The 12,627-nt window shown below is 65.1% G+C and carries 8 protein-coding genes; all 8 read right to left on the bottom strand.

The window, feature by feature from the left end; translation table 11 throughout:
- The coding region (locus tag B4C31_RS08505) for an ABC transporter ATP-binding protein (protein ID WP_291532115.1) at nucleotides 1-1,939 on the bottom strand (1,939 nt) is incomplete at its 3' end.
- Between the two features lie 59 nt (nucleotides 1,940-1,998).
- The gene (locus tag B4C31_RS08500; protein ID WP_204386853.1) at nucleotides 1,999-3,825 is read right to left on the bottom strand and encodes an ABC transporter ATP-binding protein; all 1,827 of its coding nucleotides are present in this window, start codon (nucleotides 3,823-3,825) and stop codon (nucleotides 1,999-2,001) included.
- On the bottom strand, nucleotides 3,822-4,427 hold the full coding sequence (locus B4C31_RS08495; protein WP_291532113.1) for a MarR family winged helix-turn-helix transcriptional regulator: 606 nt from the start codon (nucleotides 4,425-4,427) through the stop codon (nucleotides 3,822-3,824). The genes B4C31_RS08500 and B4C31_RS08495 overlap by 4 nt, the downstream gene beginning before the upstream one ends.
- Nucleotides 4,428-4,747: 320 nt before the next feature.
- Nucleotides 4,748-5,809, bottom strand: a complete 1,062-nt coding sequence (locus tag B4C31_RS08490; RefSeq protein ID WP_291532112.1) for an alpha/beta hydrolase — start codon at nucleotides 5,807-5,809, stop codon at nucleotides 4,748-4,750.
- Between the two features lie 16 nt (nucleotides 5,810-5,825).
- Complete coding sequence (locus B4C31_RS08485) at nucleotides 5,826-8,159, bottom strand: glycoside hydrolase family 3 N-terminal domain-containing protein (RefSeq protein ID WP_291532111.1); 2,334 nt, start codon at nucleotides 8,157-8,159, stop codon at nucleotides 5,826-5,828.
- A gap of 90 nt (nucleotides 8,160-8,249) precedes the next feature.
- Complete coding sequence (locus tag B4C31_RS08480; protein WP_291532114.1) at nucleotides 8,250-9,392, bottom strand: glycoside hydrolase family 5 protein; 1,143 nt, start codon at nucleotides 9,390-9,392, stop codon at nucleotides 8,250-8,252.
- 241 nt (nucleotides 9,393-9,633) lie between these two features.
- Complete coding sequence (locus B4C31_RS08475; RefSeq protein WP_291532110.1) at nucleotides 9,634-11,283, bottom strand: glycoside hydrolase family 43 protein; 1,650 nt, start codon at nucleotides 11,281-11,283, stop codon at nucleotides 9,634-9,636.
- A gap of 97 nt (nucleotides 11,284-11,380) precedes the next feature.
- On the bottom strand, nucleotides 11,381-12,568 hold the full coding sequence (locus B4C31_RS08470; RefSeq protein WP_291532109.1) for a glycoside hydrolase family 5 protein: 1,188 nt from the start codon (nucleotides 12,566-12,568) through the stop codon (nucleotides 11,381-11,383).
- Nucleotides 12,569-12,627 lie beyond the last annotated feature (59 nt).

Below are 12,627 nucleotides of genomic sequence, written 5' to 3'. Positions count from 1 at the left end.
CGATGATGCGGCCGTGGTCGAGGACCATGATCACGTCGGAGTTGCGGATGGTGGACAGGCGGTGGGCGATGACGAAGACCGTGCGGCCCTCCATCAGCGCGTCCATGCCGGCCTGCACGACGGCCTCGGTGCGGGTGTCGATCGAGGAGGTGGCCTCGTCCAGGATCAGGCACGGCGGGTTCGCCACGGCGGCGCGGGCGATGGAGATCAGCTGGCGCTGGCCCTGCGACAGACCCGAGCCGTCGCCCTTGAGCACCGTGTCATAACCCTGCGGCAGCATGCGGATGAAGCTGTCGGCGTTCACCAGCTCGGCCGCCTTGATGCACTCCTCGCGCGTGGCGTCCGGATTGCCGTAGCGGATGTTGTCCATCACGGTGCCGGTGAACAGGTTCACGTCCTGCAGCACGATGCCGAGGGACCGGCGCAGGTCCTGCTTGCGGATGCTCTTGACGTTGATGCCGTCGTAGAGGATCTGGCCCTCCTGGATGTCGTAGAAACGGTTGATCAGGTTGGTCACCGTGGTCTTGCCTGCGCCGGTGGCGCCGACGAGCGCGACCTTCTGGCCCGGCTCGGCGAACCAGGTGATGTCGTGCAGGACCGGCTTGTCCGGGTTGTAGCCGAAGGTCACGTTGGTGAAGCGCACGTCGCCGCGCAGCAGCGTGAGCCTGCCGTCGGGCGAGGTGATGGCGCTGTCGCGGGCGTCCATCGCGATCTCATACGCGCGGCCCTTCAGGGTCTTGGCGTAATTCAGCGAGCGGGTGCCGTCATCGCTGGCCTCGCGCTTCCAGGCCCAGTGATGGGTCGGACGCAGGGTCTCGGTCATCGTGCGGCCGTCGGAGGCCAGCTCCACGTTGACCAGGCGCACGGTGCCCTTGTCGCTCTCCGGCGGCTCGTCCATCAGCGCGAAGATGCGGGAGGCGCCGGCCAGGGCCATCATGACCATGTTGAACTGCTGGGAGACTTGGCCGATCGGGTTGGTGAACGACCGGGCGAGGGTTAACAGCGAGATCAGCGCGCCGACGGTCAGGTCGCCCGTGCCGGACAAGCCGAAGTTGCCCACGCCGGCCAGCGCCATCGCGCCGCCGACCACGGCCAGCAGGATGTACAGCAGATAGCCCATGTTGTTGACCACCGGCATCGTGATGTTGCCGTAGATGTTGGCCTGGGCGCTGGCATGGAACAGCTCCTCGTTCTTGGCGTCGAACGTGGCGGCGGTGGCCGGCTCGTGGTTGAAGACCTTGATGACCTTCTGCCCGTTGACCGACTCCTCCACGAAGGCGTTGACCTCGCCGAGGGACTGCTGCTGCTTGAGGAAGAAGCGGCCGGAGCGGCCGACGATCACGCGCACGACGCCGAACAGCAGCACGGAGAACGCGAGCACGAACAGCGTGACCGGAACGGACAGCCACAGCATGGAGACCAGTGCGGCGAGCGCGGAGATCGAGGACTGGAACATCTGCGGGAACGACTGGCTGATCGCCTGGCGCAGCGTATCGGTGTCGTTGGTGTAGCGGCTCATGATGTCGCCGTGCTCGTGCGTGTCGAAGTACTTGATCGGCAGCAGCTGCTGGTGGGCGAACATCTCGTCGCGGATCTCCTTGAGCACGCCCTGCTCCACGTTGACCAGGAGCCATTGGGTGAGCCAGGAGCAGAAGGTGCCGACCGCGTACAGGCAGGCCATGGTGGTCAGCACCTGGATCAGCGGGGCCCAGTCGGGGTTGTCGAGACCCACGATCGGCAGGATGTAGTCGTCGATCAGCGACTGCAGGAACAGCGCGGATCCAGCCTGCGCGGCCGCCGACACCAGGATGCAGACCACCACGATGGCGACCTGGATCTTAAATTTGAAGATGTAGCCGAACAGGCGCTTGATGGTGCCCGGCGCCGCCTTGGTGCGCTTGAGCAGCGGGCTACGATCGCTGAATTTCTCTTCAGCCATGCGTTGCACGTCCTTCTTGCTTGCGTTCTTTTCGGTTGCGGTGGAAGCGGTCTGCGTCATCACTCCTCACCCGCCTTGTTCTGGGTCTGCGACTCGTAGATCTCACGGTATTCGTCGCAGGTCTGGAGCAGTTCCTCATGTGTGCCCCTGGCGATGATGCGGCCGGCGTTCATCACCAGGATCAGGTCGGATTCCTCGACCGAGGCCACGCGCTGGGCGATGATGATCTTGGTGGTGTCCGGGATCTCGTGGTGGAAGGCCTCGCGGATCAGCTTGTCGGTCTTGGTGTCGACGGCGCTGGTGGAGTCGTCCAGGATCAGGATCTTCGGCTTCTTCAGCAGGGCGCGGGCGATGCACAGACGCTGGCGCTGACCGCCGGAGACGTTGGTGCCGCCCTGTTCGATGTACGTGTCGTACTTCTTCGGGAACTCCTGGATGAAGCCGTCGGCCTGCGCGAGCTGGCAGGCGTGGCGGATCTCTTCGTCGGTGGCGTCCGGGTTGCCCCAGCGCAGGTTCTCGGCGATGGTGCCGGAGAACAGGATGTTCTTCTGCAGCACCATGGCCACCTGGTCGCGCAGGGTGACCAGATCGTAGTCACGCACGTCGACGCCGCCGACCTTGAGCGAACCCTTGGAGACGTCGTACAGGCGCGGCACGAGCTGCACGAGGCTGGACTTGGCGGAACCGGTGCCGCCGACGATGCCGACGGTCATGCCGGATTCGATCTTCAGGTCGATGTCGTCGAGCACGGGCTTCTCGGAGCTGTCGGAGTAGCGGAAGGTCACGTGATCGAATTCGATCGAGCCGTCCTTGACCTCCGTGACCGGGTTCTCATGGTCGCGCACGGTGCTGATCTCGTTGAGCACCTGGCAGATGCGTTCGGCCGAGGCGCGCGAGATGATGACCATGACGAAGATCATCGAGATCATCATCATGCTCATGAGGATCTGCAGCGCGTAGGTGACCAGCGCGGTCATGTCGCCGGTGGTCAGGCCGAGCGCCGGATCGTTGCCGGAGGCCACGATCTGCTGCGCGCCGACCCAGGAGATGACGATGAGGGCCGTGTAGATGCACAGGTTCATGGCCGGGGCGTTGAAGCTCAGGATCTTCTCGGCGCGGACGAAGTTGTTGTAGATCGTCTCGGAGATGCCGCCGAACTTGCGGTCCTCATGCTCCTCGCGGTTGAACGACTTGACCACGCGGATGCCCTGCAGGTTCTCGTCCACCACGTTGTTCAGCTCGTCGTAAGTGTGGAACACACGCTCGAAGATCGGGTGCACGTAGGCGGCCAAGCCGATGAGCACCACGGCCAGGATCGGGATGATCACGAGGAACACCAGCGAGATCTCCTTGCTGATGCGGAACGCGAAGACCCAGGAGACGATCATCATGACGGGGGCGCGCACGGCGGTGCGCACGATCATCATGTAGGCGTTCTGCAGGTTGGTCACGTCGGTGGTGAGCCTGGTGATGATCGAACCGGTGGAGAACCGGTCGATGTTCGTGAAGCTGAAGCCCTGCACCTGTGCGAACAGGTCGTGGCGCAGGTTCTTGGCGAAGCCGGCGGCGGCGATGGCCGCGTACTTGCCGGCCAGGAACCCGCATACCAGCGAGACCAGCGCGCACAGCAGCAGGATCAGGCCGAATTTGAGGATGGCCGGCATGTTGCCGCCGGTGATGCCCTCGTCGATCAGCGTGGCCATGACGGTCGGGATGGCGATCTCGAGGATGCCTTCGACCAGCACGAACGCGGGGGCCAGCAGGCTGGATGTCTTGTATTCGCGCAGGCTTCTGCCCAGCGTCCGGAGGATATGCTTCGGACGCTCCTGCGACTGGTCCACGGCCGGCTGCGACGTCTCGTCGACGGCTGCGGTTGTGGCTGTCATATCGTTTCCGTTCCTTCCTGTGTTGATGATGTCGATGCGGTTGCGGCGGCCCCGGTCCTTCCGCCGGCGGTCTCCTGCGTATCCCCGGGCTCCCCCGGTCTCGCGCATTCCCAGCCGACCTTGCCGGTGGCCGCAAGATTGCGTTTCATATGACTTAACAGTTCAAGCAGCTGCGTGATCTCCTCGTTGGACAACCCGCCCAACAGCACCTGCTCCATACGCGAGGCGTTGTCCCGCAACGCCTCGGCGATGGCGCGCGCCTGGTCCGTGAGGACGATCTTGCGCAGCCTGGCGTCATAGTCCACCGATTGGCGCTCGATCAGGCCCTTCTTCTCCATCAGGCCCAGCACACGCGAGGCGGTGGATCGGGTGATGGAGAAGCGCTGCTCGATGTCGTATTGGAAGATGTCCCGGTCCTGGTGCCGTTCGAGGTACACGATGATATGCGTGTTCCCGCCGGTGGCGATGCGCGCCTCCTGCGGCATCGTGACCGCCAGGTAGCGGTTGATCATGTTGTGCAGCGAGCGGATTTCAATGCTGGGGCGCGTGCGTTCCAGCACCGCGGCCAGCTCGGGGTCGGCCCACTGCCTCAAGGATTCCATCGTCTGCGCTTCACCCCCTTCCTTTCAGTTCACTGTGGTAACCGAACGGTCAGCATATTATGAAGCATATACAACTGTTGCATATACAACATTCGGCGTGTCGCCATCGACGCCCCAGCGTCCCTCCGCATGCCGCCGCACCGCTCCATACCGACCGATTCACACTTTCGCCCCCGTAAAAGTCGTGAACCCGAACCGCACAGAACACAACATCCGCGAAACAACCGAATACCGGTATTCCGGGGATGTTGCGCTTGAATCGAACACTAGGCCGATTCACGGTTCTGTGAAGGCGAAAACCGTGAATCGTCTTACCCTATTCAGCACCGGTCATAGCTGAAGCGACGGATGTCGGCCAGCGTCCGCAAGCTCTCCTCTCGCCAGGTCATGCACACCGGGAAGACATGCCCCAGGCTGTCGTGCCGGGCGGGCTTCCAATCATGCAGCTCGAAGTCGGCCCCCTTGCGCGCCAGCGCCGTGGCGAGCGCCAGCGTCTCGGCCTGGATGAAGTCGTCGGCGCTGGTCAGCAGGAACAGCGGCGGCAGACCCACGTTCGCCACGATGTCCGGCGCAGTCAGGAAATCCGGATCGGCGGCATCCAGTCCGGCGAAGAACCCCGCCCCGAGCGTGGATTCCAGGTTCTTGCGCTCGGTGCCGTAGGCCACGCCCCGCCCGGCGGTCTTCTCCGGCGAGGCCAGGCTGTAGACGCCGCAGACGAGCGCGCCGCCCTTGAACCCGATGCCGGACGCCCGCCCGATGCCGAAGGCCTCGGCCGCGCGCTCACTGTTCTCGATCGCCAGCGTCAACAGGGCCAGGGCGCCGCCGGCGGAGTCGCCGGTGACAAACACGGCGTTCGGATCGACCGGATAGTCGGCCAGATGCGCCTTCAGCCAGCGCAGGGCGGCCTGGACGTCGGCCAGCTGGCCCTTGAGATCGGTCTGCGGCGCCGGCCGGTAGTTCAGGGACACGACGGCGAAGCCCTGCTGCGCCAAGTGCGTGTTGAAGTTGCGGTTGAGCTCCTTGTAGCCGTAGCAGAACCCGCCGCCGTGGACGTCCACGTACACCGGCGTGACGTCGCTCATGCGCACGGCCGCCTCATGCGGCAGGTAGATGTCGAGCAGATGCCCGCGCACCTGCCCGGCCGCGGCGTCATACCCGCCGTCCGGCAGATAGGGGATGTCCGCGATGACATCGACGTCCTCGGGGTCGTGCCACCGCTCGGTGCGCGGATGGTCGTAGCGTATGGTCTCGCAGCGCGAGGTCAGGATCGCGGCGGCCACGGACGGATCGACCCCGTCCAGGTCGCCGTCGATCTCGGTCCAGCGCTCGGCGTCCTTCAACGCTTGCTCGTCATACCTGTTCAGGTCCCGTTGTATCGTCATCGACACTCCTTTTCACTCAGGCCACGGTGAACGTGGCGCGCTTGAGGTCCTCGCGGCGGCTCGAATGACCGATCAGCAGTTCGAACTCGCCGGGTTCCACGATGCGGCGCGCGTCCGGATCCACGATCGTGCAGTCGGCCACCGGGATGTCGAACGTGACGGTCGCACTCTCGCCGGGCTGCAGCTCGACGCGGCGGAACGCCTTGAGCTCGCGGTCGGTCCAGCTGTACGAGGTCACCAGGTCGCCGACGTAGGCCTGCACGACCTCGGTGCCCGGACGGTCGCCCGTGTTGGTCAGCGTGACCGAGGCGCGCACGGTGCCGTCGGTGCTGAACGGGGTGTCTGCGCCGTCGATGACAACCTCGCCGTATGCGAAGGTGGTGTAGGACAGGCCCTCGCCGAACGCGAATGCCGGGTCCTGCGTGAGGTCGGCGTACCGGTTGCCGTGCTGGCCGCGGATCTGGTTGTAGTACACCGGCAGCTGGCCCGCATGACGCGGGAAGGTGATCGGCAGTCGGCCGCTCGGCTCGGTCTGGCCGAGGATGATCTCGGCGATGGCGCGGCCACCCTTCATGCCCGGGCTCGGCGCCCACAGCAGCGCGGAGACGCCCTCGGCCGGGGTCATGTCCACAACCACGCCGTTGGTGCCGATCACCGAGGTCGGCAGCACCATCGGCTTGGAGCTCATCAGCACGACGACGAACGGCTTGCCGGTCTCCCGCGCAACGGCGGCGAGCGCATCGATCAGCGCGTTCTGTCCGCCCAACAGCTCCAGCGTGGCGGTCGAGCAGGTCTCGCCGATCATCTGCATGACATCGCCGACCACGGCCACGATAAGGTCGGAACGCCGCGCGTTCTCGACCGCCTCGTCGAGCAGGGCCTGGTCGAAGGCGGCGGAGACACCGACCTTCGGCCGGGGCTGGCCGTCGGGGAAGGTCTCCCCTTCCGGGTCAGGGATGAGGTCCACGATGTTCGCGCCGCGGGAGTAGGCGACCTCCCAATCCCCCGGCACGAGCGCCTTGAAGCCGTCGAGCACGGTGTCGATCATCTCGCGCGGGTGGCCGTCGGGCATCCAGTCGACCTGTCCGGAGTTGCCGGCCCAGTCGCCCAGCTGCATCTGCGCGTCGTCGGCGAGCGGGCCGACGACAGCGATGCGCTTGGGACCGTCGGCCGAGGACGGTTCGAACGGCAGCGCGCCGTTGTTCTTCAGCAGCGCCACGGATTCGCGGGCCACCTCCAGGTTGAGCCGCTGGTGTTCCTCGGAGCCGATGACGGCCTTGATGCGTTCGGCGTCGGGCAGGCGCGGATCCTCGAACAGGCCGAGGCGGAACTTGAGCGCCAGGATGCGAGAGACGGCATCGTCGATCAGCGCCTCGTCGAGCATGCCGGTACGCACGGCCTCGATCGCACCCTCGTAGAATTGCGGCGTGGTCATGACCAGGTCATTACCCGCCTTGACGGCGTCGGCGGCCGCATGCGTATAGTCCGGCTTGACGTGCTGCTCCCAGACGGAGCGGCCGACGTTGTCCCAGTCGGTGATTAGCGTGCCCTGGTAGTTCCATTCGCCGCGCAGCTTCTCGCTGAGCAGCCAGTGGTTGAACGTGACGGGCACGCCCTCGATGGACTCGTAGCCGAGCATGAACGTGCCGCAGCCCTCCTTGGCCACGCGTTCGAACGGCGGCAGGAACCAGGATTCGAGCTTGCGATGCGAGAGGTCGGCCTCGGAGGCGTCGCGGCCGCCCTGGGTTTCGGAATATCCGGCGAAGTGCTTGGCGCAGGCCAGGACCGCATCCTTGGGCAGCGGTTCGCTGGCCTTGGCGCCGCCCTGGTAGCCCTTGACGATGGCGGAGGCCATCTCGCCGATCAGCATCGGATCCTCGCCGAAGGTTTCGCCTACGCGGCCCCAGCGGGTGTCTCGGGCGATGCACAGCACCGGGGAGAACGTCCAGTGCACGCCGGTGGCCGAAACCTCCTCGGCGGTGGCGCGCCCGGCGGCCTGGATCTTCTCGGGATCCCAGCTGACGGCCATGCCGAGTTGCTCGGGGAAGATGGTGGCGCCCGGCCAGAACGAGTAGCCGTGGATGCAGTCGTCGCCGATCAGCACGGGGATATTCAAGCGTGTTTTGGTGTCCACGGCCTCCACCACGCGGGGCAGGTCCTCGGGCCTGGTGTGCAGGACCGAGCCGACATGCTTGTTCACGATGAGCTCGTCGAGGTCGGCGCTGCGGGCGTCCAGCTGCATCATCTGGCCGACCTTCTCCTCCAGGGTCATGCGGCCGAGCAGGTCCGCGATGCGCTCCTCAACGGGCAGGTCGGGGTTCTTGTAGGGCATGGTGGCTTCATCGGCCATGGCTATCGCCTTTCTTCATCGAATACACAGGTCCCTGTACCGTTCGGCATTATACCCGGAATATCCATCGACATCCCGTGTTCACGTCCTTTACATCCAGCCGTTGCGCCACACATCGGACAGGGACCACGGCTCTCGGCCCGGACGGGGGCCGGAACCGTCACGCAGCCGGCGCAGCTGGTAGCTCCAGAAGATGTGTCCGGCGCCGGCGTCCCACGTCCGCCGCTGCATCGCGGCGAGGTCGCGGTAGATCCGGTCCTCGGCCGATCGACGTTCCGACGGTTCGACGCGGCCCGCCGCACGCCCCGCCGCACGCCCTACCATCGCATTCGCCAGACTCCACTCCCCTACGACCACCGGCGTATGCCGCACCGCACGGCGGATGCGCCACTCGTTCCATCGGAGATACGCGCGATACGCCCGCATCGTATGCACCGGGGAGAACGCGTCGAACCCGACCAAGTAGATATGCGTGTCCAGCATCACGTTGTGCATCCCCTCACGCACGAACCAGTCGCCCCACGCGCCCAGCCGAAAACCGTCATGGAACATGATGACCGTTTCCGGCCGCAGCACGCCACGCAGCCGGCGGTACGACTCCCGGTAGAACGCCTTGAGGAGGTGCATCGGCACATGCCCGCTGCCGTGCGCCTCCGCCGCGTCGCGGGCGGCGCCGGTCGAGGACGCGGTGCGGTAGACCAGCCAGCTGACCGGCTCATTGAGTACCTCGATGCCGAACAGCGCCGGATTGTCGCGATACCGTGCAGCCAGCCGGGTCAGCACGTCCAGTGCGAACCCGACCGCCTTCGGACTGCGGTGCCACCGGCATACGTCGGTCAGTCCGCCGTTGTCGTACCCGTTCTGCGAGCCGGGCACGGTATGCAGGTCGATGAGGACCTTGAGCCCGACGGCGTTGGCCCAGTCGAACGCGCGGTCGAGGAACTCGACGCAGCCGGGATGCCCTGGCACGTCGCCGAAGATGAAATACGGCACCGGGATACGCACCAGGTTGCAGCCATGCGCGGCGATGGCCCGGAAGTCGTCGAGCGTGACATAGGTCTCGCGATGGCGGCGCAGGAGACGGTCGAGCTCGTCCGACGGCATGGTCCGGTGCATCCAGATCTCATCGGCTTCGCCGCTGGCACGGAACAGCCCGGGCGTCATCCAGCGTTCCAGCACGAGCCAGTTGCCCAGATTCACCCCGCGGATCGGTTCGTCGAAGCCCAGCGCCACCCCACCACCTCCGTCCCGTGCGATGTCCACCTCCTATCATCGCACACCGGCGCCGCTTCGGAGTGGCCTCGATCTCTCCAATCCCCATTAACCGATGCATATACGGACTCTGACACATTCGGCCGCTCCCTGTTCCCATACAGCCGCGGAATTCCGGGGTTTTTGGGAATGGATCACGGACACGATGTGTCAGAGTCCGTAATGATGCCGCCTGGGGTGTTCCGGAAGCGACGGTCTTGCGTCACTCCACGGGAGCGGACTCGTCGGCCTCGTAGTCGAAGAAGTCGAAGTCGGCGGTCTTCTCGTGCAACGCGGCGTCGGTCACGGCGATGCCGACCATCGTGCCGGTGAACTCGCCGAACTTGCAGTACTCGTCCGAGAAGGTGGTGGTGTCGAACTCCGGACCGATCTTGGTCCAGGTCTCGCCATCGTAGCCCCACTCGAACCAGGACCGGCGTCCGCGGATGTTCAGACGCATGCAGATCGGGCGGTCGTCCACGGCCGTGCGGGTGTCGAGCATCTCGGTCTTCTCGCCGTTCTCCAGGCGCACGATCGAGATGGCCGGGCCGCCCAGCGTCTCGGACCAGTACTTGCGCAGGAACGCGTTGTTCATGTTGTCGTAGTACAGGACCAGGCCGGCGCTGTGCTGGTAGACCTCGGGGTCGAACTCCATCCGGGTGGTCACCGTGGCCTGCACGCTGGTGAGCTTGCGGGTCAGCAGGCTCACGCGGTTGAGCGAGGCGAGCGACTCCTGGCCGCGCAAACGCACCCAGCCGGGGCGTGCGATCACGTCAGCGAACGATGTGGGCATGATGCGCGGCGAGTAGTACCAGTTGCCCAGTTCCGGTGCATCGAAATCGTCATGCGACGGGATCTGCGGCATCGGCACGTCGGGCAGATCCGGCTCCTCGACCTCCAGCTTGGCCAGGTTCGACCCGTCGGCCATGCGCAGCCAGCCGTCCTCGGTCCAGCGCATCTTCTGGATTGCGGTCTCGCGGCCCAGCGTGCAGCGCAGTTCGGGCACGAACGGGCGCGCCGTCAGATGCACGAGGTAGGTCTCCCCGTTCGGCAGGTCCACGTAGCTGCCGTGACCGGACTTCTGCAGCACGGACTGCGGGTTGAAGTACTTGGGCTTCAGGTGATCCGGATCGGCTCGCTCGTTGGATTCCTCCGGCTGCGAGGTGACGATTGCGCCGATCGGATCGGGCTCGTAGGGGCCCCAGACGTTGCGGGAGCGGCCCATCGTGACGGCGTGGTTGTAGCCGGTGCCGCCCTCGGCGCACATGATGTAGTACCAGCCGTCGCGCTTGGTCAGGTGCGGGGCCTCGATGCAGCCGCGGTCGGTGGCGCCGCGCCAGATGCGCTTCGGGTAGCCGACGACGTGCTTGGTCTTGGGATCGTACTCGACGCAGCAGATCACGCCCGGCTTCTCGTAACCCTCGCGGGTCTCCCATTCGAGCGAGACGACGTATTTTTTGCCGTCGTCGTCATGCAGGATGGAGGCGTCGAAACCGGAGGAGGTCAGGTAGACCGGTTCGCTCCACGGGCCGGTGATGTCCTTGGCGGAGATCAGGTAGTTGTCCACATCGAAGTAGCGGGCGTTCATCGAGTTCATGACGCCGTAGACCACATAGAAGAGGTCCTCCTCCTCGCAGTAGGTCAGGCAGGGGGCCCAGATGCCCTTGGCGGAGGGCAGCTTGGTCAGGTTCGGGTCGGCGTCGTTGGTCAGCACATGGGTCAGTAGCTCCCAGTGCTTCATGTCCTTGGAATGGTAGATCGGGATGCCGGGGAACCATTCGAAGGTGGAGACGGCCACGTAGTAGTCGTCGCCCTTGCGGCAGATGGCGGGGTCGGGGTTGAATCCCTTGAAGATCGGATTGTGCAACATCATTGTTTCCTTTGTTGAAGCTGTGTCCTTGCGGTTCGTCGGCAATGCCGACGGTGCGGCCAGGCCGCCCGCACCGGTGACGACGCGGGCGGCGGAACGGTCACTTGTGGTCGACGGGGTACCAGTCCTGGGCGATGCAGCGGCCGAGATCCCAGGAGTCCCAGCCGACCCAACCCGGGGTGTTGACGGTGTCGGTGAGCAGCTTGTAGTTCCAGTAGTACTGGCCGGCGCCCTTGCTCCAGGCGTTGAGCTGAGAGGCGGCGACGCCCTGGTACAGGTCGCGCTTCTCCTGCGCGCTCAGGGTTTCGGCGGCGGCACCCTCCTCGCCGTTGAGCACGGACTGCCCGCCATGGGTGTCCACGCCGCAGCCGGCGGAGTTGAACAGGCACCATTCGCCGACGATGACCGGCACGTACTCGCTGACTTCGGCGATCATCGGCGCGTAGGTGTTGCGCACGAACTCGTCGTACCCTTCGGCGGTCTGCGGGCAGCCGGCGATCTCGGCCATCATCAGGTACTGGTGGGTGTCCAGGATCACGTTCTTCAGCTCGGGGTTGGCGAAGAACTCCTTCCATTGGTAGATGTCGAAGCCGTCGTGGAAGACCACGGCCTTGTCCTCCGGCAGGCCGCCCTCGCCGCGCAGACGGCGGTAGGCGGTCATGTAGAAGTCCTTGAGCCAGTCGAATTCGATCGGCCCAGTGCCTTCGGCCATCTCAGGATCGACGGCCTTGTACCGCTCGGTGACGTTCATGGAATCCCACGAGGCGGTGGTATTCGGCTCGTTGATAACCTCGATGCCCATCAGGGCCTCGCGCGTGCCGTAGCGCTGGGCCAAGCGCTCCAGCACGGTCAGCACGAACTCGACCTCGTCGGGCAGCTGCGCCCACTTGCACACGCCGGACAGGCCGCCGTTGTCGAAACCGTTCTGGCTCATCGGGGCGGTGTGCAGGTCGATCAGGATGCTCAGCCCGTACTTCTCCGCCCAGTTGAACGCCTTGTCGAGCTCCTCGACGCAGCCGATGAACGGCGGGCGGTCGCCGAAGATGAAGTACGGCACCGGGATGCGCACCGAGCTCAGACCCCACGATTTGATGGTGGCGAAGTCGCGTTCGGTGATGTACTCGGCGCGGTGGGTCTTGATACGGGCCTCGTAGACGGCCGGGTCGAGTTGGGTGGGCAGGTAGTATTCGTCGTCGGCGGTGGTGCCGTCGAACAGGGCCGGGTTCATCCACTTCTCAAGGACGAGCCAGTTGCCCAGGTTCACGCCGTTGATGAAGGTGTTGGTCATGATTGCTCCTTTGCGTAATGACTGGTTGGTTTACTTGACGTTTTTGATGAGCATGATGA

The organism is Bifidobacterium sp. UBA4282, assembly GCF_002394995.1.
Taxonomy (GTDB): Bacteria; Actinomycetota; Actinomycetes; order Actinomycetales; family Bifidobacteriaceae; genus Bifidobacterium; species Bifidobacterium pullorum_B.
Note: the sequence above shows the minus strand (reverse complement) of the source record. Positions and strands in the feature narration are given on the sequence as shown.

Excerpts from the sequence above, each read along its gene's own strand:
- B4C31_RS08500 (WP_204386853.1), bottom strand. The coding sequence starts at position 3,825 with ATGACAGCCACAACCGCAGCCGTCGACGAGACGTCGCAGCCGGCCGTG.
- B4C31_RS08495 (WP_291532113.1), bottom strand. The coding sequence starts at position 4,427 with ATGGAATCCTTGAGGCAGTGGGCCGACCCCGAGCTGGCCGCGGTGCTG.
- B4C31_RS08490 (WP_291532112.1), bottom strand. The coding sequence starts at position 5,809 with ATGACGATACAACGGGACCTGAACAGGTATGACGAGCAAGCGTTGAAG.
- B4C31_RS08485 (WP_291532111.1), bottom strand. The coding sequence starts at position 8,159 with ATGGCCGATGAAGCCACCATGCCCTACAAGAACCCCGACCTGCCCGTT.
- B4C31_RS08475 (WP_291532110.1), bottom strand. The coding sequence starts at position 11,283 with ATGATGTTGCACAATCCGATCTTCAAGGGATTCAACCCCGACCCCGCC.
- B4C31_RS08470 (WP_291532109.1), bottom strand. The coding sequence starts at position 12,568 with ATGACCAACACCTTCATCAACGGCGTGAACCTGGGCAACTGGCTCGTC.